Source organism: Micromonospora violae, assembly GCF_004217135.1.
GTDB classification, from domain to species: domain Bacteria; phylum Actinomycetota; class Actinomycetes; order Mycobacteriales; family Micromonosporaceae; genus Micromonospora; species Micromonospora violae.
In genome coordinates this window covers 3,718,870-3,745,828 of record NZ_SHKK01000001.1, presented here as the reverse complement: position 1 = coordinate 3,745,828, position 26,959 = coordinate 3,718,870, and the positions used below count along the sequence as shown (strand labels likewise).

30 protein-coding genes are annotated in these 26,959 nt (G+C 73.1%); 24 read left to right on the top strand and 6 right to left on the bottom strand.

All coding sequences use genetic code 11. The annotated features are described in order from the left end of the window. The first annotated feature begins 43 nt into the window (after nt 1–43). The 10 genes from EV382_RS16455 to EV382_RS16410 all read left to right on the top strand — a co-directional run bounded on the left by EV382_RS16455 (nt 44) and on the right by EV382_RS16410 (nt 9,426). On the top strand, nt 44–853 hold the full coding sequence (locus tag EV382_RS16455) for a DivIVA domain-containing protein (RefSeq protein WP_036411965.1): 810 nt from the start codon (nt 44–46) through the stop codon (nt 851–853). 80 nt (nt 854–933) lie between these two features. Then, a complete protein-coding gene (locus EV382_RS16450) occupies nt 934–1,671 on the top strand; it encodes a hypothetical protein (RefSeq protein WP_130402943.1) in 738 nt (245 codons plus the stop codon). A 10-nt stretch (nt 1,672–1,681) separates the two neighbouring features. Next, complete coding sequence (locus tag EV382_RS16445) at nt 1,682–1,987, top strand: DUF167 domain-containing protein (RefSeq protein WP_130402941.1); 306 nt, start codon at nt 1,682–1,684, stop codon at nt 1,985–1,987. 22 nt (nt 1,988–2,009) lie between these two features. Continuing rightward, the gene (locus tag EV382_RS16440; RefSeq protein ID WP_130402939.1) at nt 2,010–3,509 is read left to right on the top strand and encodes a potassium/proton antiporter; all 1,500 of its coding nucleotides are present in this window, start codon (nt 2,010–2,012) and stop codon (nt 3,507–3,509) included. A 225-nt stretch (nt 3,510–3,734) separates the two neighbouring features. Next, nucleotides 3,735–4,154, top strand: coding sequence for a TraR/DksA family transcriptional regulator (locus EV382_RS16435; RefSeq protein WP_088988421.1), 420 nt, complete (start codon nt 3,735–3,737; stop codon nt 4,152–4,154). 64 nt (nt 4,155–4,218) lie between these two features. Continuing rightward, entirely contained in the window at nt 4,219–4,833 is a 615-nt protein-coding gene (gene lspA / locus EV382_RS16430) for a signal peptidase II (protein WP_130402937.1), read from the top strand. Further along, nucleotides 4,830–5,774, top strand: coding sequence for an RluA family pseudouridine synthase (locus EV382_RS16425; protein WP_091407730.1), 945 nt, complete (start codon nt 4,830–4,832; stop codon nt 5,772–5,774). The genes lspA and EV382_RS16425 overlap by 4 nt, the downstream gene beginning before the upstream one ends. Nucleotides 5,775–5,816: 42 nt before the next feature. After that, nucleotides 5,817–6,848 carry a hypothetical protein gene (locus tag EV382_RS16420; RefSeq protein WP_130402935.1) on the top strand — a complete coding sequence of 344 codons (1,032 nt, stop codon included), beginning with the start codon at nt 5,817–5,819 and terminating at the stop codon, nt 6,846–6,848. Between the two features lie 74 nt (nt 6,849–6,922). Beyond that, nucleotides 6,923–8,551, top strand: coding sequence for a MinD/ParA family ATP-binding protein (locus EV382_RS16415; protein WP_130402933.1), 1,629 nt, complete (start codon nt 6,923–6,925; stop codon nt 8,549–8,551). 56 nt (nt 8,552–8,607) lie between these two features. Beyond that, entirely contained in the window at nt 8,608–9,426 is an 819-nt protein-coding gene (locus EV382_RS16410; RefSeq protein ID WP_130402931.1) for a DUF2567 domain-containing protein, read from the top strand. Here the strand turns inward: EV382_RS16410 and EV382_RS16405 are convergent. Next, nucleotides 9,341–10,045, bottom strand: a complete 705-nt coding sequence (locus EV382_RS16405; protein ID WP_130402929.1) for an LON peptidase substrate-binding domain-containing protein — start codon at nt 10,043–10,045, stop codon at nt 9,341–9,343. The genes EV382_RS16410 and EV382_RS16405 overlap by 86 nt on opposite strands. 106 nt (nt 10,046–10,151) lie before the next feature. Here EV382_RS16405 and hisD point away from each other — a divergent pair, with 106 nt between their 5' ends. The 12 genes from hisD to hisF all read left to right on the top strand — a co-directional run bounded on the left by hisD (nt 10,152) and on the right by hisF (nt 18,418). Continuing rightward, complete coding sequence (gene hisD, locus EV382_RS16400) at nt 10,152–11,474, top strand: histidinol dehydrogenase (RefSeq protein ID WP_130402927.1); 1,323 nt, start codon at nt 10,152–10,154, stop codon at nt 11,472–11,474. Nucleotides 11,475–11,509: 35 nt separating this feature from the next. Then, nucleotides 11,510–12,598 (top strand): histidinol-phosphate transaminase, encoded by a 1,089-nt coding sequence (locus EV382_RS16395; protein ID WP_130408881.1) that lies wholly within the window; start codon nt 11,510–11,512, stop codon nt 12,596–12,598. A gap of 46 nt (nt 12,599–12,644) precedes the next feature. Next, entirely contained in the window at nt 12,645–13,256 is a 612-nt protein-coding gene (hisB, locus tag EV382_RS16390; protein ID WP_130402925.1) for an imidazoleglycerol-phosphate dehydratase HisB, read from the top strand. Then, on the top strand, nt 13,256–13,426 hold the full coding sequence (locus EV382_RS32755; RefSeq protein ID WP_165435803.1) for a hypothetical protein: 171 nt from the start codon (nt 13,256–13,258) through the stop codon (nt 13,424–13,426). Before hisB ends, EV382_RS32755 begins: the two co-directional genes overlap by 1 nt. A gap of 13 nt (nt 13,427–13,439) precedes the next feature. After that, nucleotides 13,440–14,072 (top strand): imidazole glycerol phosphate synthase subunit HisH, encoded by a 633-nt coding sequence (gene hisH, locus EV382_RS16385; RefSeq protein ID WP_130402923.1) that lies wholly within the window; start codon nt 13,440–13,442, stop codon nt 14,070–14,072. A 36-nt stretch (nt 14,073–14,108) separates the two neighbouring features. Continuing rightward, entirely contained in the window at nt 14,109–14,432 is a 324-nt protein-coding gene (locus EV382_RS16380; protein ID WP_130402921.1) for a hypothetical protein, read from the top strand. A gap of 14 nt (nt 14,433–14,446) precedes the next feature. Continuing rightward, complete coding sequence (gene priA, locus EV382_RS16375; protein ID WP_130402919.1) at nt 14,447–15,172, top strand: bifunctional 1-(5-phosphoribosyl)-5-((5-phosphoribosylamino)methylideneamino)imidazole-4-carboxamide isomerase/phosphoribosylanthranilate isomerase PriA; 726 nt, start codon at nt 14,447–14,449, stop codon at nt 15,170–15,172. Then, nucleotides 15,169–15,558 carry a RidA family protein gene (locus EV382_RS16370; RefSeq protein WP_130402917.1) on the top strand — a complete coding sequence of 130 codons (390 nt, stop codon included), beginning with the start codon at nt 15,169–15,171 and terminating at the stop codon, nt 15,556–15,558. Before priA ends, EV382_RS16370 begins: the two co-directional genes overlap by 4 nt. Nucleotides 15,559–15,650: 92 nt before the next feature. Then, on the top strand, nt 15,651–16,097 hold the full coding sequence (locus EV382_RS16365) for a MarR family winged helix-turn-helix transcriptional regulator (RefSeq protein WP_130402915.1): 447 nt from the start codon (nt 15,651–15,653) through the stop codon (nt 16,095–16,097). A 5-nt stretch (nt 16,098–16,102) separates the two neighbouring features. Beyond that, nucleotides 16,103–16,534 (top strand): organic hydroperoxide resistance protein, encoded by a 432-nt coding sequence (locus tag EV382_RS16360; RefSeq protein ID WP_130408879.1) that lies wholly within the window; start codon nt 16,103–16,105, stop codon nt 16,532–16,534. 47 nt (nt 16,535–16,581) lie between these two features. Next, nucleotides 16,582–17,577 carry an NADP-dependent oxidoreductase gene (locus EV382_RS16355; protein ID WP_130402913.1) on the top strand — a complete coding sequence of 332 codons (996 nt, stop codon included), beginning with the start codon at nt 16,582–16,584 and terminating at the stop codon, nt 17,575–17,577. A gap of 73 nt (nt 17,578–17,650) precedes the next feature. Next, nucleotides 17,651–18,418 (top strand): imidazole glycerol phosphate synthase subunit HisF, encoded by a 768-nt coding sequence (gene hisF, locus EV382_RS16350; RefSeq protein ID WP_130402911.1) that lies wholly within the window; start codon nt 17,651–17,653, stop codon nt 18,416–18,418. Nucleotides 18,419–18,423: 5 nt separating this feature from the next. On the opposite strand, the gene EV382_RS16345 is transcribed toward hisF, so the two are convergent. Both EV382_RS16345 and yczE read right to left on the bottom strand, forming a co-directional pair. Beyond that, nucleotides 18,424–18,885: a hypothetical protein gene (locus EV382_RS16345; RefSeq protein ID WP_130402909.1), complete on the bottom strand. Its 462-nt coding sequence runs from the start codon at nt 18,883–18,885 to the stop codon at nt 18,424–18,426. Nucleotides 18,886–18,987: 102 nt separating this feature from the next. Beyond that, the gene (yczE, locus tag EV382_RS16340; RefSeq protein ID WP_130402907.1) at nt 18,988–19,659 is read right to left on the bottom strand and encodes a membrane protein YczE; all 672 of its coding nucleotides are present in this window, start codon (nt 19,657–19,659) and stop codon (nt 18,988–18,990) included. Nucleotides 19,660–19,718: 59 nt separating this feature from the next. Here yczE and yczR point away from each other — a divergent pair, with 59 nt between their 5' ends. After that, nucleotides 19,719–21,173, top strand: coding sequence for a MocR-like transcription factor YczR (gene yczR, locus EV382_RS16335; protein ID WP_130402905.1), 1,455 nt, complete (start codon nt 19,719–19,721; stop codon nt 21,171–21,173). A gap of 57 nt (nt 21,174–21,230) precedes the next feature. On the opposite strand, the gene EV382_RS16330 is transcribed toward yczR, so the two are convergent. The 3 genes from EV382_RS16330 to EV382_RS16320 all read right to left on the bottom strand — a co-directional run bounded on the left by EV382_RS16330 (nt 21,231) and on the right by EV382_RS16320 (nt 24,899). Then, nucleotides 21,231–23,057, bottom strand: coding sequence for an AMP-dependent synthetase/ligase (locus EV382_RS16330; RefSeq protein WP_130402903.1), 1,827 nt, complete (start codon nt 23,055–23,057; stop codon nt 21,231–21,233). 137 nt (nt 23,058–23,194) lie between these two features. Continuing rightward, nucleotides 23,195–24,070 (bottom strand): terpene synthase family protein, encoded by an 876-nt coding sequence (locus tag EV382_RS16325; RefSeq protein WP_244236724.1) that lies wholly within the window; start codon nt 24,068–24,070, stop codon nt 23,195–23,197. A gap of 199 nt (nt 24,071–24,269) precedes the next feature. Then, nucleotides 24,270–24,899, bottom strand: coding sequence for a TIGR03085 family metal-binding protein (locus EV382_RS16320; RefSeq protein ID WP_130402899.1), 630 nt, complete (start codon nt 24,897–24,899; stop codon nt 24,270–24,272). 172 nt (nt 24,900–25,071) lie between these two features. Between EV382_RS16320 and EV382_RS16315 the strand changes: the two genes are divergently transcribed. Continuing rightward, nucleotides 25,072–26,955: an ABC transporter ATP-binding protein gene (locus EV382_RS16315; RefSeq protein WP_130402897.1), complete on the top strand. Its 1,884-nt coding sequence runs from the start codon at nt 25,072–25,074 to the stop codon at nt 26,953–26,955. The last annotated feature ends 4 nt before the right edge of the window (nt 26,956–26,959 follow it).

The window sequence follows — 26,959 nt, the reverse complement described above, 5'->3', positions numbered from 1 at the left end:
GACCGACGCGCTTTCGCGGCCGCAACTGACCCGAGGAGTTTCGATGCCGCTGACCCCGGCCGACGTCCACAACGTCGCCTTCAAAAAGCCGCCGATCGGCAAGCGGGGGTATGACGAGGAGGAGGTCGACGCCTTCCTGGATGAGGTCGAGCGCGAGCTCGCCCGTCTCATCGAGGAGAACAACGAGCTGCGCGCCCAGGTGGAGCGCGGCGGCCGTGGCGGTGCCCCCGCGGGCCCCGGCGGCGACGCCCGACTGGCGGCGGAGCTCAACGACGTCAAGGCCCAACTGGACCGGGTGCAGCGCGACAAGTCGGCGGCCGAGCAGGCCGCCCGCGCGATGCAGGCCGAGCTGGAGCAGGTCCGCGCGACCGGCGGCCCGGCCGGCGGCGTCACCGGTGACGGTGAGCAGCAGGCCCTGCGGGTGCTGATGATGGCCCAGCGCACCGCCGACGACCACGTGTCCGACGCCCGCCGCGAGGCCGACCAGCTGCTGTCCGAGGCGCGGAGCAAGGCCGAGGAGGTGACCCGGGAGGCGCGCGCGAAGGCCGACGCCCTGGAGCGGGACGCCCGCCAGCGGCACCAGGAGGCCATGGGCGGCCTGGACGCCAAGCGTACGGCGCTGCAGAAGCACATCGAGGAGCTCAAGCAGTTCGAGCGCGAGTACCGCACCCGGCTCAAGGCCTACCTGGAGAGCCAGCTGCGCGACCTCGATGGTCGTGGCCAGGGCCTGGAGGCCGAGATGACCCGCTCCGAAGCCGGTCGGGTCGCGGGCGGCAACGGGCTTGCCGCGGCGGGTCTCGCCGGTTCGTACGGCGGCGGCGGGCGCTCCGGCGCTCTCGAAGCCGGACGCTGAGCACCGGCCGGCGATCGCTGTCCGCCAATGCTGACGGTCGCCGGCCCCGCCTGGACGGTTCGACGCGGCGGGGGTGAGCCGTGATAGTCGCAAGCTTGCTGCTCATCCTCGTCGCGGTGGTGCTACTGGTGCTCGGCCTGGCCGGTGGCTCCAGCTTCTTGTTGGTCATCTCCATCGCAGCCAGTCTGCTGGCCGCCGTGGCGTTGGTGGTGGGCGCCCGCCAGGCAGCCGCCGCTCGCGCCATGGCGGATCCCGGCCGGCCCGACCGGCGGCACCCCGAGGCGGCACCCCGCACGGCCAGCCAGGCCACGCCGGGTGTCGCGTACGGGCCGCCGCTGGTCGAGCCGGAGGTGCCGGTCCAGCACGTGCCCACGACATTTGGTACCGGCGGCGCCGGGTGGCGGCAACCACCCGCGCCGCCGGTCGACCAGGTGTCGCCGGTCGACGGGGCCACACCGTTCGATCACGCGTCGCCGTCCGTGCGCGCGGCCGATGAGCCGTCCTCGCGGGCCCGGCCCGTCAGCCCGGCGTCGCCGAGCGCGACGTCGACCGACGACGTGTTCGACGGGTCGTCCCCGGTGGACGATGAGCCGGCCGCACAGCAGATCACGGCCGCCGAGGCGGCCCGGGTGGCGCGACTGCCCGACGCTGTCGAGGTCGTGGACGGCCGCCCCCGCTACCACCTCGACAGCTGCCCTCACCTGGTGGGCTGGCAGCCTGAGACGCTGCCGGTCGCCGAGGCCGTGGAGCTCGGCTTCACTCCGTGCGCGCGCTGCGCGCCGGCGACCGCTCTGCTCGCCGACGTCCGGCCGATCTGAAGCGACGTCGGTGCCCGCGCAGGACACGCTCACCGTGGCGGTGCGGGTGAAGCCCGGCGCTTCCCGGGAGCGGGTGGGTGGCCGCTTCGACGGTCCGCACGGTCCCGCCCTCGTGATCGCGGTCCACGCCCCGGCTGTCGACGGTCGGGCCACCGAGGCGGCCCGCCGGGCACTGGCCGGCGCGTTGGGGGTCCGACCGGCCGCGGTGTCGCTGCGTACCGGCGCGGCCAGCCGGGACAAGCTCTTCCTCGTCGAGCGGCCCGCCCCGGAGGTGTCCGAGGTGCTGCGCCGCCTGCGCGACGGATCCACCACGTGAGGACAGCTCAGGCAAGGCAACCGTGACGCCCGGGTTGGACCTCGCGCTGCTGCTCGGTGCGGCCGTGCTGCTGGTCGCGATCGGCGCGGTGCGACTCTCCACCCGCCTCGGCGTGCCCAGCCTCCTGGTGTACCTGGCGTTGGGTGTGGCGATCGGCGAGGGCGGGTTGGGCATCCGTTTCGACGACGTCGAGCTGACCCGTACCCTCGGCTTCTGCGCGCTGATCGTGATCATCGCGGAGGGCGGCCTCACCGCCCGGTGGACCACGCTGCGCCCGGTTCTCGGGCTGGCCTCCGCCCTCTCCACGATCGGGGTGATCGTCAGCATCGTGGTGGTCGGCGTCGCCGTGCACCTGCTGCTCGGGCTGGACTGGCGGTTGGCGCTGCTCTACGGCGCGGTGCTCTCGTCGACCGACGCGGCGGCCGTCTTCGCCACCCTGCGTCGGCTGCGGTTGCCGCCCCGGCTGGTCGCGACGTTGGAGGCCGAGTCGGGGATGAACGACGCCCCGGTGGTGCTACTGGTGGTGCTGTTGTCCCACCGGGGCTTCTCGCATCCGTGGTGGTACGAGGCCGCGCTGGTCTGCTACGAGCTGGGCGTCGGCGCGGCGGTGGGCGTGGGCGTGGGGGTGGCGGGCAGTTGGGCATTGCGCCGGGCGGCGCTGCCCTCCGCCGGGCTCTACCCGATCGCCGCGGTGGGCTTCACCGTGCTGGCGTACGCCGTCGGGACGGTCCTGCACGCCTCGGGTTTCCTCGCCGTCTATGTGGCCGGGGTGTTGCTCGGCAACGCCCGGCTCTCGCACCGGCAGGCGATCCTCGGCTTCGCGGACGGGCTGGCCTGGCTCGCCCAGATCGGGCTGTTCGTGCTGCTCGGGTTGCTGGCCTCGCCGGGCCGGCTGGGCTCGGCCGTGCTGCCCGCGCTGGTGGCCGGGCTGGCTCTGGTGCTGCTGGCCCGACCGCTGTCGGTGGCCGTCTCGGCGTTGCCGTTCCGTGTCGGCCTTCGAGAACAGGCGTTCCTGTCCTGGGCCGGGCTGCGCGGGGCGGTGCCGATCGTGCTCGCCACCATTCCGCTCTCCGAGCGGGTGCCCGGCGCGGAACGGCTCTTCGACGTGGTCTTCGTCCTGGTGGTGATCTTCACGCTGGTGCAGACCGGGACGCTGGGGTCGTTCGCCCGCCGGTTGCGGGTGACCGCTCCGGCCGAGGCCGCGGAGATCCACGTGGAGACCGCGCCGCTGGAGCGGATGCGGGCGGACCTGCTCCAGGTGGAGGTGCCGCCCGGATCGCGACTGGCCGGGGTGCACGTCGACGAGCTGCGTCTCCCGGTGGGCGCGTCGGTGACCCTGGTGCTGCGCGACGGGGTGGGTTTCGTGCCCGCACCGGACACCCGGTTGAAGACCGGCGACAGTCTGTTGATCGTGGCGACCGCCGGGGTGCGGGACGCGGCGGAACGGCGGTTGCGCGCGGTCAGTCGGCGGGGTCGGCTGGCCCGATGGTTTGGTGAGTACGGGGATGAGGCGGTCGATTGATCTGCTAGCGTTCCCTTTGCCCCGGTTAGGTAGGGCTAGGGGCTCTTAGACGGTGCGACGGTGCGGCACGTTGTCGGACGCCTGTACGTTCCGTATTCTTGCCAACCTCCGGAGTGCGCGGCCATCGTCGCCGCGCGCCCCTTTTCGTACATAGGGGACGCCTTGGTCGGCGCCCCCTGACCAGGCGCCGCGGACCGCGCGGTTCCCCGGCCGAGGGAGCGACCCATGGCGAAGCCAGCCGACACCAGGACCGCCGGGCGCAAGCCGGTGGCCAAGGCCACCCGCAGCGCGGCGGAGACCGAGAAGATCCGGGCGGCGCTGGCGGCGCGGCGGGACGAGCTTCGTGCCGAGTACGATCAGACGCTGAGTGAGATCACCGAGCTGCAGCGCGATCGGCTGACCGACTCGGCCGGGGACGACCAGGCCGATACGGGCACCAAGACGCTCGAGCGGGAGCAGGAGATCTCTCTCGCCAACAGCATTCTGGAACGGATCACGCAGGTGGAGCGCGCTCTGGAGCGCCTCGACGAGGGTGGTTACGGCTGGTGCGAGCGGTGCGGCAACCCGATCCCGGTCGAGCGCCTCGCCGCCTTCCCGTCGGCCACCCAGTGTGTGACGTGCAAGCAGCTGGAGGAGCGGCGCTGAGGTCCGTTCCCCGGCGGCGATGAGACGGTGAGCGATCACCGCCGAGACTGTCGATGGGGAGCGCATGACCGCAGCACCGTCCGCCGAACCCGGCCGCACCGACCCGGGCGGCGGCACCCGCCGGCCCCGGGCCGTCGCGATTCTCGCCGGAGTCGCCCTGGTGGCCCTGCTGGCCGACCTGGTCACCAAGCACCTCGCGCTGGCCGCGCTGACCGACCGGGAACCGGTCCGGCTGCTCGGTGGGTTCGTCTACCTGAGCCTGACCCGCAACAGTGGCGCGGCCTGGAGCATCGGCTCGGACCACACCTGGGTCTTCCCGCTGATCACCATCGGTGTGGTCGGCTGGATCGTCTGGATGGCCCTGCGTCTGCGCTCGCTGCCCTGGGCGATCTCCCTCGGCCTGGTGCTGGGTGGAGCGTTGGGCAACCTTGTCGACCGGATCTTCCGGGCGCCATCCCCCTTCCACGGGCACGTGGTCGACATGATCAGCCTGTTCGACCCGTACGGTCAGGTCTGGCCGGTGTTCAACCTGGCGGACAGTTCGCTGGTCTGCGGCGTGCTGCTGGCCGTCCTGTTGGAGTTGACCGGCCGCCAGCGTGACGGCCGACGGGCGGGGCGCGACGGCGACCCGGCCACGACGGACGCCACCCCGGGCGCCGAGCAGCGGGAGCGGGCATGACCTCCGCGTTCGCCGCTGGCGGCGACCACCGTTCCCTTCCGGTCCCGGACGGCCTCGACGGCATGCGTCTGGACCAGGCCGTGTCCCGCCTGTTCGGGCTCTCCCGCACCGCCGCCGCGGCTCTGGTCGACGCCGGGGACGCGCTGGTCGACGGCTCCGCCCGGCCCAACTCGCACAAGGTCAAGGCCGGCTCCTGGCTGGATGTCACGCTGCCCGCCCCGGTCGCGCCGCCGACCGTGGTGCCGCAGGCGGTGCCCGGTCTGCGGGTGGTCTACGCCGACGACGACATCGTGGTGGTCGACAAGCCGGTGGGGGTGGCCGCGCACCCCAGCCCCGGGTGGACCGGGCCGACGGTGATCGGCGCGCTCGCCGCGATCGGGCACCGCATCTCCACCAGCGGCGCCGCCGAGCGGCAGGGCGTGGTGCACCGGCTCGACGTGGGTACCACCGGCATCATGGTGGTGGCCAAGAGCGAGCAGGCTTACACGGCGTTGAAGCGGGCCTTCAAGTACCGCGAGGTCGACAAGGGCTACCACGCGGTGGTGCAGGGTCACCTGGACCCGCTGCGGGGCACCGTCGACGCGCCGATCGACCGGCATCCCACCCACGACTACCGGTGGGCGGTGGTCTCCGGCGGCAAGCCGAGCATCACCCACTACGACACCCTGGAGGCGTTCCCGGCGGCGAGTCTGGTCGACGTCCGGCTGGAGACCGGTCGGACCCACCAGATCCGGGTGCACTTCTCCACCCTGCGGCACCCCTGCGTGGGTGACCTCACCTACGGCGCAGATCCCACCCTCTCGGCCCGTCTCGGTCTGGCCCGACAGTGGCTGCACGCCCGCGAACTGAGCTTTTTGCACCCCCGAACGGGGGACGAGGTCCGGTTCGTCAGCGACTACCCTGACGACCTGGACCGTGCGCTCCAGATCCTGCGTGACTGAGCGGCGACCACCCGACACCGATCCACAGAGGGGATCTCGCCCGTGCGCGCCGGCAACCTGCTGCGGCAGCTGGACCAGCGGCTGTTGCCGCCGCTGACCCGGGTCGTGGCCCGGCTTGCCGACCGGTCGGGGCGGTCCGGTGTGCTCAGCTGGGCCGCCGTGCTCTCCGCAGCGGCGGTGCTGGGCACCGCCGTCTGGGCCGTCGACGACACCCCGGTCGGTGACCGGACGGTCGGCGAGGTGACCCGCGTCGGTGTCGCCGAGGGTGACTCGGTCCCCGGCTACCTGCGGTCGGCCGCGGCCGACCTGGCCGCGCTGCCCACGTCCGCCCCGGCCGCCGAGGGTGGCACGTACGCGCTGGTCACGCTCGACGCGTACCTGCCACCGCAGCGGCTGGCGACGGTGCTCGGCGGCGTCGGGGTCTCGACCGTCTTCGGGCGGGTTCCGCTGCCCGGCCGGCAGACCGAGATCGTCAAGATTCCCGCGCTGCGGGTGCCCGACGACGTGGTCGCCGGGATGGAGCAGGTGGCGGCCCGTAAGGAGACCGAGGCCGCCGACTACCGGGCCAGGGCCGCGGCGGTCGACGGCGACGGGGTGGGCGAGCGGGAGCTGCGGGAGCAGTACGCCAGCGGCGCGGAGGTGGCTGCCGCCGAGGCGGCCGCGTACCGCGCCGGCTGTGCCTGCGTCTACGCGGCGGTGGTTCGGGCGACGCCGGTGGCGCTGCGCGGCGTCGCGGCCCGACCGGATGTGCGAGCGGTCGACCCGGCCCCCGAGGTGTACCGGCTGGACCGCACGGTCTTCACGCCGCCGCTGCCCGAGCAGCACGACGTGGTGCGTCCGCCGGCCGACACCGGGCCGAGCCCGACACCGACCCAGAGCGAGCGGCCCGCGCCAGCGATCAGCGCACCGGCGCCGTCGTCCGCCGTGGGCGAATCGTCGGAACCCGCACCAGCCGTGACGATCCCGTCACTCGAACCGTCCAACCCGGTGCCCACCGAGCCGGTGCCGTCGAGCGTCACCACCTCGCCGGACGCCACCGCCGCTGAGCCGGCATCGTCGCCGTCGTCGTCGTGATCTGCGTCGGCTGGTGTGCGCTCTGAGGTGTGGTCCGAATAGGGTTGGGTTCGTAGCCTGTCAGACGGAGATCGATGGCGCTGGGAGGGCGGGCCGTGGAGGGCAGTGAGACCGGCTGGGGCCGGCCGGCCGAACCAGCGCCGCGGTGGCGCGCGTTGTTGGACCGTGCCCGGTTGGGCGGTCGCGGCGCGGAGCAGGCCGAGCCGGAACGGCGCGGCGATGAGCCGCCGCCGGACCAGCTGCCACGGCGTGCGGCCCCCAACGGTTACGCCGGGCGGGCACCCGCCATCGGGCATCCGGCCGACCTCTCGTACGGCGCGGAGCCTGGTTACCGGGCCGAGGCGACCTACCGGGTCGACCCCGCCTACCGGGCTGAGCCGGCGTACCGCTCCGAGCCGGGCTATCGGGCCGAACCGGACTATCGCGCCGAGCCGGCGTACCGGGCCGAGCCGGACTACCGCGCCGAGCCGGCGTACCGGACCGAGCAGCCGGACTACCGCGCTGAGCCCGGCTACCGGGCCGATCCCGGCTACCGCGCGGAGCCGGGGTACCGGCCCGAGCCGGGTTACCGGGCCGATCCGACGTACCGGGCCGAGCCCGAGCCGCCGTCGCGTGGCCCCGAGCCGGTCCCGTCGCGCTACGCGTTGCTGGACAACGGCTACCGGCCGGGTGACCCGCCGGTGGAGTCGCGGTACGCGCTGCTGGAGACCGGCTACCAGCCGGAGACCGGCTACCCGGCGACCGCGCCACCGCCCCCACCGGTCGCCCCGCCGCCCGTCGCCCCGCCGCCCGTCGCCCCTCCCGTGGCGCCACCACCCGTCCCGGCGGTCGGCTCGGCGGTCGCCGAACGCGCCTACCCGGCCCGGATCGAGTGGCGGCCGCAGACCGTCGACCAGGAGCAGGAGCGCGCCAACGGGGTGCTCCAACGGGACCTGGGCACGCCCCGGGTGCTCGCCTTCGCCAACCCCAAGGGCGGGGTGCACAAGACGACCGCCACGGTGCTCGCCGCGGCCACGGTCGGCAGCGTCCGCGGCAAGGGCGTGCTGGCCTGGGACGACAACGAGCTGCGCGGCACCCTCGGCCTGCGCGCCGGCAGTGCCCGACACGCACGGACGATCCGGCACCTGATCAGCGACCTGGCCCAGATCGAGATCCTGGAGGGCGCGACCCTGCTGGACCGGCTGGACGACTACCTACGGCACGCCTCCGACGGCTCGTACGACGTGCTGGCCGGCGAGGAGAGCCCGCGCTTCGCCCAGCGACTGGACCAGTTCACCGTCCGTCGGGTGCTGGAGCTGCTGCGGCGCACCCACGACGTGGTCTGCGTGGACACCGGCAACAACGTGGAGAGCCCCAACTGGCGCACGGTGATGCAGGCCGCCGACCAGCTGGTGGTGACCACCGTGCCCCGGGAGGACGCGGCGTTCAGCGCGGACTGGATGCTCGACCTGCTGCACGAGGAGGGCATGGGCGAGTTGGCGGACAACGCGATCACCCTCATCTCCTGCCCCACCCCGGGTCGCTCCACCCTCCAGGACGACCTGGAGCGGCACTTCGCCACCCGTACCCGTGGGGTGGCCGTGGTGCCGTACGACCCGGCTCTGGAGACCGGGTCGTCGATCGAGTACCACCAGCTCCAGCCGGAGACCCGGCAGGCGTGGCTGCGGGCGGCGGCGATGATGGTGGAGCCGTTCGCCCGGTGAGCTGGACTGCCACCACCGGAGCCCCGGCCTCCCACCGGGCCTGAGAGGATCATCGGGTGAGCCCGGACAACCCCGACCCTGAGCGGCCCGTCGACGAGCCCGACCAACCATCCCGTACGCCGGGCGCGACACCGCCGCCGGCCGACCTGTCGGCCGCGACACCGCCGGTCGGCCCGGGCCAGCTGCCGGCCTCGACGGCATACCAGAGCGTGCTGGAGCTCCGGTTCGACGAGCCGCGTCGTCCGCTGCGTACCGTGGCGACGGTGCTGGGCGCGGTGCTCGCGTTGGCCGCGCTGGGTGTTCCGCTCGGGCTGCTCTGGGCCGCGCTCGCGCCGGACACCCCGGTGCTCAAGACCGCAGAGGGGGCGATCTACGCCGAGCCGCAGCCGGAGCAGCCGATCGCCGCCGACGGCTGGTTCAGCCTGCTCGGGCTCGCCTTCGGGCTGCTCGTGGCGCTCGTCCTGTGGTTCGTGCTGCGTCGGCGACGCGGCCCGGTCGGGCTGGTCGCCGTGGTGCTCGGCACCCTGCTCGCCGCGCCGGTGGCCTGGCAGGTGGGGCGGCGGATCGGCCTGGCCACCTTCGACCGGTTGCTGGCTACCGCCCCGGCCGGGCAGGCCTTCAGCAAACCCGCCGACCTGCGCGCCGGTGGCGTGGACTGGCTGCTCGGCGTGTTGCCGGTGCCGCACGGCAACCTGCTGCTGCCGGCGTTCGGGGCCGCGGTCATGTACACCCTGCTGGCCGGCTGGTCACGGTGGCCGGGGCTACGCCCGGAGCCCGAGCCGGGGGAGTTCAGTTGGGTGTCGGCGGGGACGCCAGCTCCGCCAGCGGCACCGGAACCGCCCGCACCTGACGCAGCAGAGCCGCCTCGCGGTTGAGCAACCGCAGCTCGGCGCGGAGCCGGGCGGCGGTGTCGTCGATCGCCAGCAGTCGCTGGCGGTCGTCGACGGTGAGCGCCGCGGTCGCGGCCACCAGGTGCGACAGCACCGTCGGGTCCTCCGGCAGCTGCTCGGAGATCTCCTCCGGGTCGGAGCGGATCAGCCCGAGGTACTGCCGGAACACCGCGATCACCCGGGCGGCCAGCAGGTCGGCCACCTCGTCCGGGCCGCCCGGGTCGGGCAGCCACTCGACGTCCGCCGTCAGGTAGGGCTCGGCGCTGTCGTCGACCTCGGCGATCCGGAACCGGCGGCGGCCGACCGTGACGATGTCGAAACCACCATCGGCCAGCTCGGTCACCTGGCGCAGCTCGGCGGTGCAGCCCACCTCGTGCAGCGTGACCTCGCCGGCGCTCGGCGTCGCCCGGCCGCCGGGGCCGGTGGACGCGACCTCCCAGCCGGCCTGGATGGCCACCACGCCGAACTCGCGCGGGGCACCCTCGGGCAGGTCGACCAGGTGTCGGACCAGGGCCCGGTAACGCTCCTCGAAGATGTGCAGCGGCAGCACCAACCCGGGAAAGAGCACCGTTGCGAGCGGGAACACCGGCAGCCGTGCGGTCACATCGTCGAGCCTAACCAATCTCGTCCCCCCGGGCGTGGCCCGGCTCACCGTCCCGGCGTACGGGCGGCTCGGGTGGACGTCGGGCCGGCCGCCTAGACTCGCAAGGGTGCTGAATCGGATCGACCTGCGCGACGGTCTCGGTGACCCGCGCCGTCTGCTGCCCCGTGCCCAGCTCGACGTGTCCGTCGCCGTCGAGCGCATCCGGCCCCTGGTGGAGGCGGTCCGTGAGCATGGGTACCCGGCGATCCGGGAGGCCAGCGCTCGGTTCGACGGCATCTCCCCGGAGGTGCTGCGGGTGCCGGTTGAGGCGATCACCGAGGCGGAGGGCGTGCTCGACCCGGCGGTGCGCGCCGCGCTGCTGGAGTCCATCGCCCGGGCCCGTCGGGTGCACGCCGACCAGCGGCGCACCGACCACACCACCCAGGTGGTGCCCGGCGGCACGGTCACCGAGCGGTGGCTGCCGGTCGACCGGGTCGGCCTCTACGTCCCCGGCGGCCTGGCGATGTACCCGTCGACCGTGGTGATGAACGTGGTGCCCGCCCAGGCGGCCGGGGTGCGCTCGCTGGTGGTGGTCAGCCCGCCCCAGAAGGACAACGGCGGCCTGCCCGATCCCCGGGTGCTCGCCGCCTGCGCGTTGCTCGGCGTCGACGAGGTGTACGCCGTGGGCGGGGCCCAGGCGGTGGCGATGCTGGCGTACGGCGCGGCGGTGGACCCGGCGGGTGAGCTGCGGTGTGACCCCGTCGACCTGATCACCGGCCCCGGCAACATCTGGGTGACCGCCGCCAAGCGGCTGCTGCGCGGTGTGGTCGGCATCGACGCCGAGGCCGGGCCGACCGAGATCGCCATCCTGGCCGACGACACGGCCGACCCGGCACACGTGGCCGCCGACCTGATCAGTCAGGCCGAGCACGACCCGCTCGCCGCGAGCGTGCTGGTCACTCCGTCGGTGGCATTGGTCGAGGCGGTCGAGGCGGAGTTGGCCCGGCAGGTTCCGGCGACCAAGCACGCCGAGCGGGTCACCACGGCGTTGACCGGTGAGCAGAGCGGCGTGGTCCTGGTCGACGATCTCGAGGCGGGGCTGCGGGTGGTCGACGCGTACGCGGCTGAGCACCTGGAGATCCAGACGGTCGACGCCCGGCAGTGGGCGCTGCGGGTCCGCAACGCCGGGGCGATCTTCGTGGGCGCCTGGTCGCCGGTGTCGCTCGGCGACTACTGCGCCGGGTCCAACCACGTGCTGCCCACCGGCGGCTGCGCCCGGCACTCCTCCGGTCTGTCCGTGCAGTCCTTCCTGCGCGGTGTGCACCTCATCGAGTACACGCAGGCGGCGCTGCGTGACGTGGCCCCGCACGTGGTCACCCTGGCAGGAGTGGAGGACCTGCCCGCGCACGGCCAGGCGGTCCAGGCCCGGTTCCCGGGAGGCGCGGCGTGAGCGAGCGTAGCGAGCGAACCAGCTGGCTCAGACCCGTGACCAGCCTGGACGATCTGCCGATCCGGGCCGACCTGCGGGGGCTGTCGCCGTACGGGGCGCCGCAGCTGGACGTGCCGGTGCGGCTCAACACCAACGAGAATTCCCACCCGGTGCCGGAGCCGGTGGTCGAGGCGATCGGCAAGGCGCTCGCGGCCGAGCTGCGTGAGCTGAACCGCTACCCGGACCGGGACGCGGTGGCGCTCCGCGCCGACCTGGCCGACTATCTCGGGCACGGGCTCACCGTCGAGCAGGTGTGGGCGGCCAACGGCTCCAACGAGATCCAGCAGCAGCTGCTCCAGGCGTTCGGTGGGCCGGGGCGCAGCGCGCTCGGTTTCGTTCCGGCGTACTCGATGCACCCGCTGCTGGCCCTCGGCACCGGCACCCGGTGGGTGCCCGCCGAGCGCGGCGTCGACTTCGGGTTGACCGCCGAGGAGGCGGTCGCCCAGGTCCGGGAGCACCAGCCGGACGTGGTTTTCCTCTGCTCGCCGAACAACCCCACCGGCACCGCTCTGGACCCGGCGGTGATCGCCGCCGTGCTCGACGTCGCGCCCGGCATGGTGGTCGTCGACGAGGCGTACGCCGAGTTCGCCAGGCCCGGGACGGTCAGCGCCCTCGCGGTGCTGCCCGGCCACCCGCGGCTGGTGGTCACCCGGACGATGAGCAAGGCGTTCGGCTTCGCCGGCGGGCGGCTGGGTTACCTGGCCGCCGACCCGGCGGTGGTTCAGGCGGTGCAGCTCGTCCGCCTGCCGTACCATCTCTCCGCGCTCACCCAGGCCGCCGCGCGCGCGGCGGTGGCCCACCGCGACGCCCTTCTCGGTACGGTGAGCGCCATCATGGCGCAGCGGGACCGGATCGTGGCGACGCTGCGCGAGCGGGGGTTGCGGGTCGCCGACAGCGACGCCAACTTCGTGCTCTTCGAGGTGGGCGGCGACCAGGCCATCGTCTGGAACGCCCTGCTGGCGCAGGGGGTGCTCGTCCGCGACGTCGGCCTGCCCGGCTGGTTGCGGGTGACCGCCGGCACCGCCGCCGAGACCGACGCCTTCCTTTCCGCAATGGAGACTGTGCGGCGGGAGCGCGAGGAGTGAGCCGGTGTTGCGAGCCCCGCAGTCGCGAACGAAAGGTTGCACAGCAATGAGTCGGACCGCCCGGGTGGAGCGGATCACCAAGGAGACCAAGGTTCTCGTCGAGATCGATCTCGACGGCACCGGCACCGCCGAGATCAGCACCGGCGTCGGCTTCTACGACCACATGCTGCACCAGATCGCCCGGCACGGCGGCTTCGACCTGACCGTGCGCACCGTCGGTGACCTGGAGATCGACGCGCACCACACGATTGAGGACACCGCGCTCGCCCTGGGCGCGGCGTTCGACCAGGCGCTGGGCGACAAGGCCGGCATCCGGCGGTACGGCTCGGCGACCGTGCCGATGGACGAGGTGTTGGTCCGGGCCGCGGTGGACCTCTCCGGTCGGCCGTACGTGGTGCACGACGAGCCGGTGCTCGCCCCCTACATCGGGCCGGTGTACGCGACCAGCATGACCCGGCACATCTGGGAGTCCTTCGGCCAGGCGGCCCGGGTCACGTTGCACGTCGACGTGTTGCGGGCGGCCCGGCCGGGCGGTCACCCGGACGCGCACCACGTGGTGGAGGCGCAGTTCAAGGCGGTCTCCCGCGCGTTGCGCGAGGCCACCTCGATCGATCCGCGGTCCGCCGGGGCGATCCCCAGCACGAAGGGTGCTCTCTGATGGGTGCCGCGTTGCCGACGTTGTTGTTGATCCTGGCCGGGGTGCTGGTGGGTGGCACCTGGTCGCTCTACCGGCAGGGCGCGCCGAAGGCCGCCGTGCTGGTCACCGCTGCGCTCGCGGTGCTGGCCACGGTCGCCGGCGTGCTGCGGCTGCTGCCGGAGAACGGGTGAGCGGGGTGACGACATGAGTGACGTGGTGGTGCTCGACTACGGCTCGGGCAACCTGCGGTCGGCGGAGCGGGCGTTGGCCGCGGCCGGGGCGAGCGTCCGGGTGACCGACGACCTGGCCGCGGCGGCTGCCGCCGATGGTCTGGTGGTGCCGGGTGTGGGCGCGTACGCGGCGTGCATGGCGGGGATCGAGGCGCTGGGTGCCGGCCCGGTGATCGCCGAGCGGGTGGCTGCTGGCCGGCCGGTGCTGGGCATCTGCGTGGGCATGCAGGTGCTCTTCGAGCACGGTGACGAGCACGGCGTGGTGACGAAGGGGCTGGGGCTGCTGCCGGGCGGGGTGACCCGGCTGGCCGCGACCCGGCTGCCGCACATGGGCTGGAACACGGTTCGGGCGCCCCGGGGGTCGGTGCTGTTCGCCGGGTTGCCGGAGCAGAGCCGGTTCTACTTCGTCCACTCGTACGCGATGGGCGACCCGGCGGCGCTGGCGGCTGCCGGTGCCACGGTGACCACCGCCCACCACGACACGGATTTCGTCGCGGCGGTGGAGCGTGGCCCGTTGTCGGCGGCCCAGTTCCACCCGGAGAAGTCCGCCGACACCGGTGCCGCGCTGCTGCGCAACTGGCTGGCCACGTTGCCCAGCGGTGGCTGAGCGTCGTCGCGCGGTGCCCGGCCGGCGGGCGTCGCGGTGAGCCGGGAGCGCGCCCGCCGGCGGGCGGAGCGGGAGGCGGAGCAGGCCCGGGAGCGGGCGGTCCGGCAGCGTCAGGTCGCTCGCCGGCAGCGTCGTCGCGCGGTGCTCCGCCGGTTGACGCCGCAGTTGCGGCGGGGTCGATCCGGGCGGCTGGCCCGGCACTCTCGGGGTGAGCGGGCCGCGATCGTGCTGCTCACCGGTGCGGCGGTGATCCTGATCTGGACACTCGTCGACAACCTGGCGCTGCGTATCGCGCTGATCGTGCTCTTGCTGCTCGTACTGCCGGCGATCGTGGTGATCGCCCTGGACCGTCGTACCTGATCGAGGAGAAGACCGTGAGCCTCACCCTGTTACCCGCCGTGGATGTCGCCGACGGCCGGGCCGTCCGGCTCGTGCAGGGCGCCGTCGGAAGCGAGAGCATCTACGGCGACCCGTTGGACGCGGCGCTGGCCTGGCAGCAGGACGGCGCGGACTGGATCCACCTGGTCGACCTGGACGCGGCGTTCGGTCGGGGCACCAACGCGCACCTGCTCGCGGAGGTGGTGCGTCAACTGGACGTGAAGGTGGAGCTCTCCGGCGGCATCCGTGACGACGAGTCGTTGCGGGCGGCGCTGGGCACCGGGGCGGCCCGGGTGAACATCGGGACGGCCGCGTTGGAGGACCCGGTCTGGTGTGACCGGGTGGTCGCGGAGTACGGCGACCGGGTGGCCATCGGGCTGGACGTGCGGGGTCAGACGCTGTCGGCGCGGGGGTGGACCCGTGACGGCGGTGACCTGTACGAGGTGCTGGAGCGGCTGGACAAGGCGGGCGCGAGCCGGTACGTGGTCACCGACATCACCAAGGACGGCACGATGCGTGGGCCGAACCTGGAACTGCTGCGGGAGGTGTGTGCCCGTACCGACCGGCCGGTGATCGCCTCGGGTGGCGTGTCCACCCTGGACGACCTGCGGGCGTTGGCGACCCTGGAGTCGGTCGGGGTGGAGGGCGTCATCGCCGGTAAGGCGCTCTACGCGGGTGCCTTCACGGTGGCCGAGGCGCTGCGGACGTTGGCCGAGGTGTGACGACGACCCGGCTCTCCTCGGGAGGTCCGTGGGAGCAGCGCTACGGGTATTCCCGGGTGGTTCGGGCCGGTGAGCTGGCCTGGACGGCCGGGTGCACGGCGACGGTGGATGGCCGGGTGGTGCACGTCGGTGATCCCGCCGCGCAGACCGCGCAGGCGCTGCGGATCGGTCTGGCCGCGCTCGCTGAGGTGGGTGCGGAGCCGGGCGACGTGGTCCGGACCAGGATGTACGTGACGGACCGGCGGCACGCCGACGAGGTGGGCCGGGCGCACAACGCGATCTTCGGCGCGGTCCGGCCGGCGGCGACCCTGGTGGTGGTGGCGGGTCTGTTGGACCCGGAGCACCTGGTCGAGGTGGAGTTGGAGGCGTACCTCGGCGATCGCTGAGGTATGCGTCCGGTGGCGCGTTCGGGCGGCCTGCCGGCCGCACCGCGACCAGGTAAGTTGTGCACAACTTAATTGTGGGCTACTGTTCACTGGTGACCGATGACCTGGTGCTGCGCCGGCAGGTGTGCTTCGCGCTCTACGCCGCGTCGCGCGCACTGACCGACGTCTACCGGCCGATCCTCGACGAGGTCGGGCTGACCTACCCGCAGTACCTGGTGCTGCTGGTGCTCTGGGAGCGTCCCGACGACGCCCCCACGGTGTCCGAGTTGGGCACCGAGCTGCAGCTGGACTCCGGCACGCTCTCCCCGCTGCTCAAGCGGCTGGAGGGGGCGGGCCTGGTGGTGCGGCGGCGGTCGGCCCGCGACGAGCGGCGGGTCGAGGTGGGCCTCACCGAGCAGGGCCGGGCGCTGCGCGAGCAGCTCTGCGACGTCCCGATGCGGATCGCGCAGGCCACCGGGCTGGGCCTCGATGAGCTTGTCGCGCTGCGCGACACCCTCCTGCGGGTCACCGACACCATCCACCGACAGAAGGAGCAGTGACCATCATGCAGGTGCTCTACACCGCGTCCGCGACCGCCAGCGGCGACGGCCGGGACGGCCATGTCGAGACCTCCGACGGCACGTTCACGCTCGACCTGGCCGTGCCGAAGGAGATGGGTGGCGCGGGCGGCGCGGCCAACCCCGAGCAGCTCTTCGCCGCCGGCTACGCGGCCTGCTTCCACGGCGCGCTGCGGCTGGTGGCCCGCCGGGCCAAGGCCGACGTGACCGGCTCCGTGGTCGACGCCGAGGTGGGCATCGGCCCGAACGGCAGCGGCGGCTTCGGGCTCACCGTGCAGCTCGTCGTCGACCTGCCCGCCGTGCCCCGCGAGACCGCCGAGCAGCTGGTCGAGCAGGCCCACCAGGTCTGCCCGTACTCCAACGCCACCCGCGGGAACATCGACGTCACGCTGACCGTCCGCGAGACGCTGGCCGCCTGACCGCGCGGCTCCAGGCTCCCATCCGCGCACGAGAGGACGACCACTCCGTGACCAGCAACCGTGAGATCCACCTGGCCAGCCGCCCTGTCGGCTGGCCCACCGAGGACAACTTCCGGCTCGTCGAGACCGACGTCCCGACGCCCGGACCAGGCCAGATCGTGGTCCGCAACCAGTACATGTCCGTCGACCCGTACATGCGCGGACGGATGAACGACGTCAAGTCGTACGTCGCCCCGTACGCGCTCGACGCGCCGCTCGACGGCGCCGCGATCGGCGAGGTGGTGGCCAGCGAGGCGGCGGACATCGCCGTCGGGGCCACCGTCCTGCACGGGCTGGGCTGGCGGGAGTACTCGCTGCTCGACGCCGCCGCGGCCCGCCCGGTCGACCCGAGCATCGCCCCGGTCAGCGCGTACCTCAGCGTGCTGGGCATGACCGGGCTGACCGCGTACGCCGGGCTGCTGGAGGTGGCCGCGATGAAGCCCGGCGAGACGGTCTTCGTCTCGGCGGCGGCCGGCGCGGTGGGCAGCCTGGTCGGCCAGATCGCCAAGCTCAAGGGCGCCGGCCGGGTGATCGGCAGTGCCGGCTCCCCGGCGAAGGTCGAGCGGCTGCGGGCGCTGGGCTTCGATGCCGCCTTCGACTACCACGACGGGATCCGCGAGTCGCTGCGGGCGGCCGCCCCGGACGGCGTCGACGTCTACTTCGACAACGTCGGCGGCGACCACCTGGAGGCGGCGATCTCGGCCATGAACCTGCACGGTCGGGCCGCCATCTGCGGCATGATCGCGCAGTACAACGCCACCGAGCCGCCGGCCGCCCCGCGCAACCTGGCGCTGGTCATCGGCAAGCGGCTCACCCTGCGCGGCTTCCTGGTCAACGATCACCACGACGTGCGGGCGGCGTTCCTCCGCGACGTCGGCGGCTGGCTCCGCGAGGGCACGCTGTCCTACGACGAGACGGTCGTGGACGGCATCGAGAACGCGCCGAGCGCGTTCCTCGGCGTGCTGCGCGGCGACAACCTCGGCAAGATGCTCGTCCGCGTGTGACGCAGACCTCTCTCCCGGCGGTCGACCCGATCGGGTCGACCGCCGGGCCGCGTGCGGACGATAGGCTCGCGGCATGACGGTGGCGGTACGGGTGATCCCCTGTCTGGACGTGGACGCCGGGCGGGTGGTCAAGGGGGTCAACTTCCTCGACCTGCGCGACGCCGGTGACCCGGTGGAGCTGGCCGCCGCGTACGACCGGGCCGGCGCGGACGAGTTGACCTTCCTCGACGTCACCGCGTCCTCCAGCCACCGGGGCACCATGCTCGACGTGGTGCGCCGCACCGCCGAATCGGTGTTCATCCCGCTGACCGTCGGCGGCGGGGTCCGCCAGGTCGCCGACGTGGACACCCTGCTGCGCGCCGGGGCGGACAAGGTCGGCGTGAACACCGCGGCCATCGCCCGCCCGGAGCTGATCGCCGAGATCGCCGACCGGTTCGGCCGGCAGGTCCTCGTGCTCTCCCTCGACGTACGTCGGTCGCCCGACGGGGGCACGCCCAGTGGCTTCGAGGTCACCACGCACGGCGGTCGGCGCGGCACCGGCATCGACGCCGTCTGGTGGGCGCACCGGGGCGCCGAGCTGGGCGCGGGGGAGATCCTGCTCAACTCGATGGACGCCGACGGCACCAAGGCGGGTTTCGACCTGGAGTTGATCGCCGCGGTGCGCGCGGTCGTGGACGTGCCGGTGGTGGCCAGTGGCGGCGCCGGCGAGGTGGCCCACTTCCCACCCGCGATCGACGCCGGCGCGGACGCGGTGCTCGCCGCCAGCGTCTTTCACTTCGGTGAGCTGACCGTCGCCGAGGTCAAGGACGCGCTGCGCCACGGCGGCCACCCGGTGCGCTGAGCCGCTCAGCGCTCGCCTGAGTGCCCCTCCGGCGAGCGGCGCGGGGTGGGGATCGAACGGACCGCGTACTCCTGGACGGCAGCCGCGTGGTCGGCCTCGTCCAGGATCCAGTCGGCACGGCCGGGCGCGTGCCGGCGGGTCAACACACCCTGCACGGTGTCCACCATGGTCGCCACCCCCGCGCGCGGACGGGTACGCCACAGCTGCTCACCCTCGGCGGTGATCCGGAACCAGCCGTCGGCGACGCTGACCAGGCCGGCGCCGACCAGCCGCTGGACGGCGGCCTCCACCTCGTGCCGCTGTGGGATCGCGTGGTTGAGGTGGTCGGCGGTGGAGAGCACGTCGGTCAGACGGACGCCCTCCGGCCGTCGACTTGTCGCCGACCGACGGTGCCGGCCGGCACCGCTCGCGATGACGAGCGACACGAAGATCCAGGCGTCCGTCCAGCGCCAACCGTTCTCCCCCATGCAGAGATGATGACGGCGCGCGTCGCGGAAGGGAACACCCACCCCAGAACCGGTGTGCAGCACCACCACGACGTACCGGTTCGCGGACGGTCGGTGAGGGTTTCAGCCGGCGGGGGTGGCCGGCGCGACGCTGCCCGGCGGGGGCACGGCGCTGTCGGGTGCCGGGGTTTCCGGCACGGCGAACAGCGGAATGAAGAACTGGGCCAACGGACCGATGGCCAGCGCGTACGCGACGGTGCCCACGCCGACCGTGCCGTCGAGCAGCCAGCCCAGCGCCAGCACGGTGACCTCGATGACGGTGCGTACCAGCCGGATGGACCGGCCGGGCCGGCGGGCCACGTACCCGGTCATCAAGCCGTCGCGGGGGCCGGGCCCCAACCGGGCACCGAGGTAGAGAGCGGTGGCGGCGCCGTTGGCGACGATCCCGGTGATCAACATCGCGATCCGAACGCTGAGCGGGCCACCCGCGGGCAGCAGGGCCAGGGTGGCGTCCACAACGAGGCCAATCACCACCACGTTGCTGACCGTGCCGAGGCCGGGTCGCTGCCGCAGTGGGATCCAGAGCAGCAGGACCAGCGCGCCGACGCCGATGGTGACCGTGCCGAAGGAGAGCCCGGTCAGCTTGGCGAGCCCCTGGTGGAACACGTCCCACGGGTCGAGGCCCAGGTGGGAGCGGATCATCAGGGCCATGCTGACGCCGTAGAGCGCGAGCCCGAGGTAGAGCTGGACCAACCGTCGGGCCGGCCGGTGTCGCAGATTGCCAAGCAGTGCCATGCATGCCACCCTAGGTGCCAATCCTCGTCGAGGAAGAAGCCAATATCCGAGGAGTGGCTATGACTGGGCAGGTGCGCGGCGTCCAATTGGCCCGTCTGCTCGGGCAGTGGCACGCCCTGCCGGGTCGCCGACGCAGCCCCGACTACGCCGCCCTGGCCGGCGCGGTGCGCGGGCTGCTCGCCGACGGCCGGCTGCCGCTGGGCGTCCGCCTGCCGGCCGAACGGGAGCTGGCCGAGGCGCTGCGGATCAGCCGGACCACGGTCACCGCCGCCTACCGGCAGCTCCGCGAGACCGGGCACCTGGCCAGCCGTCGCGGCGCCGGCAGCTGGACGATGCTGCCCGGTAACCACCGGGTGGCCAGCACCGGCCTGTGGACCCCGCTGGACGACCGGGAGATGCTCGACCTCGGCGTGGCGGCACTGGCCGCCCCGCCGCAGCTGCTGTCGGCCGCTCGGGCCGCCACCGAGGACCTGCCCCGCTACCTGAGCGGGGCCGGTTACCACCCGACCGGCATCATCGAGCTGCGCGAGGCGGTGGCCGACGCGTACACCGCGCGGGGTCTGCCCACCTCGGCCGACCAGATCATGGTCACCAGCGGCACCCAGCACGCGCTGGATCTGGTGCTGCGGCTCGCCCTGGCCCCGGGCGGCACCGTGCTGGTCGAGTCACCGACCTACCCCAACGCCCTCGCCGCGCTGGCCGGCCGGCGGGCCCGGATCAGCACCCACGGTCTGGCCGCCGACACCGGCTGGGAGCCCGACCTGCTGCTGGGCAGTCTCCGGCAGACCCGGCCCAAGCTGGCCTACCTGATTCCCGAGTTCCAGAACCCGACCGGGCACCTGATGCCCGCCTCGCTGCGTGAGCGCGTGGTGGCCGCGGCCCACGCGGTCGGCACCGACCTCATCATCGACGAGTCCTTCGTGGACCTGTCGATGGACGGCACCGAGCTGCCGCCCCCGGTCGCCACCTACGACCGGCACAGCCGCGTGATCAGCATCGGCGGGATGAGCAAGCCCTACTGGGGTGGTCTGCGTATCGGCTGGGTGCGCGCATCCGCGCCGCAGGTGCAGCGGCTGGCCGCCGTACGGGTCGGAGTCGACATGTCCAGCCCAGTGCTGGACCAACTCGTCGCGGTGCACCTGCTCGCTGACGCCGAGGCCATCGTCGCCGACCGCCGCGTCCAGTTGGCCGTCCAACGTGACGCCCTGCTCGGTGCGCTGGCGCACCGACTGCCGGAGTGGCGGGTCACCGTGCCCCGGGGCGGCGTGACGCTCTGGGCCGAACTGGACGGCCCGGTCTCCAGCGCGTTGGCCCGGGCCGCGGAGGAGGTCGGCGTACGGCTGGCTCCCGGCCCCCGGTTCGGCCTGGACGGCACCCTGGAGCGCTTCCTGCGGTTGCCGTTCACCCTGCCCGAGGCGGACCTGGTGGAGGCCGTCGAGCGGCTCGCGGCGATCCGCTACGACCTGGACCGGGCCGGCCGCCAGCGGTGGCGCGAGCCGGCCGTCATCGCCTGAGCGTGCCCGAACGCCGGTGGCCCCGCACCCGACCGGGTACGGGGCCACGACACCGCGTCAGAGCTCGGCGAGGGTGCCGGCGTACATCTTGTCGATCTCGGCGGCGAAGTTGCTCTCCACACCACGTCGCTTGATCTTCAACGACGGGGTGATCTCGCCGTTCTCGATCGTCAGATCGCGCGGCAGGATGGCCACCTTCTTGATCGTCTCCCAGCGGTTGAGCTTGGCGTTGAGCTGGCCGACGTACTCCTCGACCATCGCCTGGGCCTCCGCCGAGGCGACGATGTCGGAGTAGCTGCGCCCCTCCAGCGGGCCGCCGGCGACCCAGCCCCGGATCGCGTCCGGGTCCAGCGTGACCAGCATCGTGCAGAAGTTGCGGGCCTGCCCGACGACGACCGCCTGCGAGGTGTACGGGCAGATGGCCTTGAACATCCCCTCGATGTGCGACGGCGCGATGTACTTGCCGCCCGAGGTCTTGACCAGATCCTTCTTGCGGTCGGTGATGCGCAGGTAGCCCTGCTCGTCGAGGGTGCCGATGTCACCGGTACGGAAGAAGCCGTCCTCGGTGAACGCGGCGGCGGTCTCCTCCGGCAGGTTGTGGTAGCCGCGCATCACCGGTCGACCGCGTACCAGGATCTCCCCGTCGGTGTCGATGCGGCACTCCAGGTCGCCCATCGCCCGGCCCACCGTGCCGATCCGCAGCCCGGACGGGGGGTTGACGAAGTTGCCGGCGCTGGTCTCGGTCAGGCCGTAGCCCTCGGAGATCGGCAGGTTCGCGGCGGCGAAGAAGGTGGCGATCTCCGGGCTGAGCGGCGCGGCACCGGACACCAGCACCCGCATCCGGCCGCCCAGGCGGGCCTGGAGCTTGCTGAACACCAGCTTCTCGGCCAGCCCGTAGCGCACCTTCAGCCCGGCCGGCACCGGCTGGCCGGCCTGCTCCAGGGTGACCTTCTGCTTGCCGATGCCGACGGCCCAGGCGAAGATCTTCGCCTTCGCGCCGCCGGCGCCCTGCGCGGTGGTCACGGCCTTGTTGTAGACCTTCTCGAACACGCGGGGAGCGCCGCACATCAGCGTCGGACGGATGACCGAGAGCAGGTCGACCAGCTTGTCCACCCGACCGTCGACGTAGGTGGGCAGGCCGACGTGGATGGCGCCGCAGAGCAGGGTCTTGCCGAACGAGTGGGCCAGCGGCAGCCACAGGTACTGGAGGTCGTCGTCGCGCAGCAGCCCGACCTCCGCCTGCGCCACGGCCTCCCAGCACCAGCCGCCGTGCAGCAGCTCGACGCCCTTGGGTTGGCCGGTGGTGCCGGAGGTGTAGATCAGGGTGGCCAGGTGGTCCGGGCCGATGCCGGCCACGAGCATGTCGATCAGATCCGGCTCGGCGGCCAGTGCCTGGGCGCCGCGCTCCTCCAACTCGGCGAGTGTCAGCTGCGCGATCGCGGCGGACGGGTCGACGTCGCCGTCGAGCAGCACCACGTGGGTGAGCGCCGGCAGCGTCGCGCCGGCGATCTTCGCGGCCTGGGCCGGGTTCTCCGCGAACAGCACCTTCGACCCGGAGTCGGCGATGATGTACGTCGCGTCCGCCGCCTCGGTGGTCGGGTAGACGGTGGTGGTCGCGCCGCCGGCGCACATGATGCCGAGGTCGGCGATCACCCACTCCAGCCGGGTGTTGGCGAGGATCGCGACCGGATCCTCCTGGCCGACGCCCAGGCCGTGCAGGCCGGCGGCGACCGCCTTGGCGCGTTGGCCGACCTGCGCCCAGGTCAGCCAGACCGGCCCCGAGTCGTCGGGGTTCGGGGAGGCGAACGCGTGCCGGTCGGGGGTGGCCGCCACGCGCTTGAGGAACATGTCCGGGATGGAGCGGTACGGTACATCGAGAGCCATCGCTGTAGCCGCCTTCGGGGGTGGTGGCGTGACGGTCGTCACGTCATGATGGTTACCGAAGAGTATTGCCTGCGGCCGTGCATCGGCTAGCCCTGGTGATCGTCCGGCCGTCCCATCCCACCGACCGGTACGGTCGATCAGGCGTACCGGGCAGCCACCACTGACCAGTCGTAGGTGGCCCGGACCCAGTTGCGCCGAGCGGCCAGCGCGTCGCGGATGCCGTCGTCGCCGGCGGCCAGCAGCGCCTCCTCCGCCTCCAGGTACGTCGCCAACCCCTGGTTGAACTGGTGCGCCGCGCTGCGCAGCGCGGTCACCTCGTCCGCGTCGCTGCCCTGGGCGATCACCGTCACCAGGTTGTGCGCGTCCGGGTCGGCCCGACTCTCCTTGCCGTAGGAGAAGAGGTCGTTGCACCAGCAGACCAGGTCCACCGTCAGCAGGTCCAGGGCGACCAGCCCCGGGTCGGCGCGCTGGGCTGGCTTCGAGGGTCGCGTCGACGCCAGGTCGGTCAGGGTGAGGCAGGGGTGCACGCCGCCGATGTGCCGGCGCAGTTGGACGTACTCCGCGACCTCGGGTACCCGCCGACGTTGCCGGTTGCCGGCCTCCCACAGCAGCGCCAGCAGGTACTCCCGCATCTGGCTGACGAACCGCAGCAGCAGTGCCGCGTGGTCGTGCAGGCGGGTCCGGCGGCAGAGGTCGTGCAGCGCGTCACCCAGCGGCCCGACGGCGGGCGGTGCGATGTCCGGGTCCCCGCACCGGTCGAGGACGTCGAGCAGGGTGCTGATCGCCGGGCCGAGTCGGCTCGGGTCGGCGCCGAGGCCGTCCTCGTCGCAGGCGTCGTCCATCACGAACAACCAGCTGATCAGGTCGGTGAGCAGCCGCAACCCCTCCACCGAGCCGTCCGGGCAGGCACGGCCGGCCAGCCCGGCGGCGTCGGCCCGTTCCAGCCGGTGCACGCGTTGGCTGGAATCGACCAGCCCGAACGTGCGTGCCCACTCGACGCTTTCGCCCGCCACCTGCTCCGTGGCGCCGTGGCGCCCCGTGGGAAACGGGGGCTCCCGCAGCGCCGAGATCGCGAAACTTCGCACAATGCGCCCCCACTTCGTGCCGCCCGGCGCGGAGCGGCGCGGTGAAGCGTACGGGAGGAGGCATCTGCGTGTTTCGCTGGGTGTGGCGAATCACACAGCTGTTCGGTGACCGATTACGTACACGCAGTCACATTCCCAGCTTGGCGGCTCGCAGCCGCTGAGCCGCCTCCGCCGAGCCGTCCAGCTGGACCCGGGCCACCCGTTGCCGGCCGGAGAAGAACAGCACCAGCTCGGCCGGGGCACCGACCAGGCGCAGCCGTTCACCGCCGCGACCGACGGAGACCTCACCATGGCCGGGCGCCTGCACGTAGAGGTCCGCCGGAAAGCGGCGCAGCGCCAGCCGGGCCATCGGGGTCGCGCGTTTCCAGAGCGCGCCCTGTAGACCGACGGACAGCTCGCGCGGCTGCCACCCGGAGGCGGCCCGGCGGACGTCCTCGTGATGGATGAAGAACTCCATCGTGTTGGCCGCCTCGTCGGTCAACGGGTTGCTGACGGGGCTCCACAGCGGCGGCCGCCGTACCTGCGCCACCAGCTCGGGGTAGGGCCGTGCGGCGAGTCGCCGACGGATCCGCTCGGCGTAGCCGCGCAGCGGCGGCAGCACGATCCCACCCGCCGCGTCCGGACGGCGCTCCCGCAGCACCAGATGCGCGGCGAGGTCACGGGTCGCCCAACCCTCGTTGATCGTCGGGGCGCTCGGCCCGAGGGCCAGCAGGAGATCGGCCAGCGCCTCGCGCTCGGCTCGGGCGTACCGCGGCATGGCCCGATCGTAGGCCCGGTGACCCGGCGGCGCGCGGTAGCGGCCGCCAGCCGGCGTCGGCGACCGGCCGCCGTCCGGTACGTGACGGTCGACATATCCCGTCCGGGTCGGCGGCGCTGGCCCCGACCGGTAAGGATGAGGGAGATAATTGCGGCTTACGGCGGGGGAGAGCGTGGCGAGCAAGACAAGTCGGGACGTTCTCAGTCGAGGGCTGGGGGTCCTGCGGCAGGCGATCCGTGAGCAGCCGAAAATCTTCACGGTCGCGGTCGTCGGCAGCGTGCTCTTCGGCGGGATGATCATCGTCAGCGCCCGGGTCGTCGGGGCGGTCATCGGTGAGGTGGCGCTTCCGGCCATCGAACGCGGCGAGGTGGGCGCCGGCACCCTGGCGCTGGCCGCGGCAGCGTTGTTCGGGATCAGCGTGCTGCGGGTGGCGGGCATCTTCGGACGCCGGCTCGGCGCCGGCTACATGCAGTACCGCCTCCAGGCCGCCTACCGCCGCCGGGTCACCCGGCGGTACCTGGAGCTGCCGCTGTCCTGGCACCACCGCAACTCCACCGGCACCCTGCTGTCCAATGCCAACTCGGACGTGGAGGCGGCCTGGTACCCCATCGCGCCGCTGCCGTTCGCGGTCGGCACGTTGGTGATGCTGGTCGGCGCGATCGTGTCGCTCTTCGCCACCGACTGGGCGCTCGCCCTGGTCGGCCTCGCGGTCTTCCCCGCGCTGTTCGCGCTCAACGTCGTCTACTCCCGCCGGATGGCCCCCCGACAGGCCCGCGCGCAGCGTCTGCGCGCCGAGGTCAGCGGGATCGCCCACGAGAGCTTCGACGGCGCCCTGGTGGTCAAGACGATGGGCCGTGAGGCCCAGGAGACCGCCCGGTTCGCGGGTCGCGCCGGGGAGCTGCGTGACTCACTGATCGCGGTCGGCCGGCTGCGCGGCATCTTCGACCCGCTGCTGGAGACGCTGCCCAGCCTCGGCACCCTCGCCGTCCTGGTGGTCGGGGCGTTCCGGCTGCGCCAGGGCGCGATCAGCGTGACCGAGCTGGTCAGCGTGGCCTTCCTCTTCACCGTGCTGGCCTTTCCGGTGCGGGCCATCGGTTGGGTGCTGGCCGAGCTGCCGCGCAGCGTCGCCGGCTGGGACCGGGTCCGCCGGGTGCTCGACGCCACCGGCGAGATGCCGTACGGGCAGCGGGTGCTCGACCCGGCCGACGCCGGTCCGGCCACCCTCGCCTTCCACGACGTGCACTACTCCTACCCGCCGGCCGAGGCGCACCCGCCCGGCGCGCAGGTCCTCGGCGAGGTCGGCTTCACGGTGCCGTCCGGTCGGACGGTGGCGTTGGTGGGGCCGACCGGCGCCGGCAAGTCCACCATCGCCTCGCTGGCGGTGCGCCTCGTCGACCCGGACTCCGGCACGGTCACCCTGGACGGGGTGGACCTGCGCGAGCTGACCTCCGCGTCGCTGGCCGGCACGGTGGCGCTGGTCGCCCAGGTGCCCTTCATCTTCGACGACACGGTCCGCGCCAACATCGCCCTCGACCGGCCCGGTGTCGACGACGAGGTGGTCTGGGCGGCGCTGCGGCTGGCCGAGGCGGACGGCTTCGTCGCCGCGCTGCCCGACGGGTTGGACACCATGGTCGGTGAGCGGGGCACCTCGCTCTCCGGCGGTCAGCGGCAGCGGCTCACCCTGGCCCGCGCGCTGGCCGGTCGGCCGCGCCTGCTGGTGCTCGACGACGCGACCAGCGCGGTCGATCCTCGAGTGGAGGCGGCCATCCTGGCAGGGCTGCGGTCGTCGACCGCGCAGGCGGGGGTACCGGCCGCGTCGATCCTGGTGGTGGCGTACCGCCGGGCCACCATCGCGCTCGCCGACGAGGTCATCTACGTGGAGCAGGGACGGGTGGTCGCCCGGGGCACCCACAGCGAGTTGTTGGCGACCGTGCCCGGGTACGTCGATCTGGTCACCGCCTACGAGCAGGCCGAGGTCGACCGCGCGCAGGAGAGCACCTACAGCGACGACGTGGCGCCGTTGCCGTCGGGCCTGGAAATCGAGGTGGACCGGTGAGCGC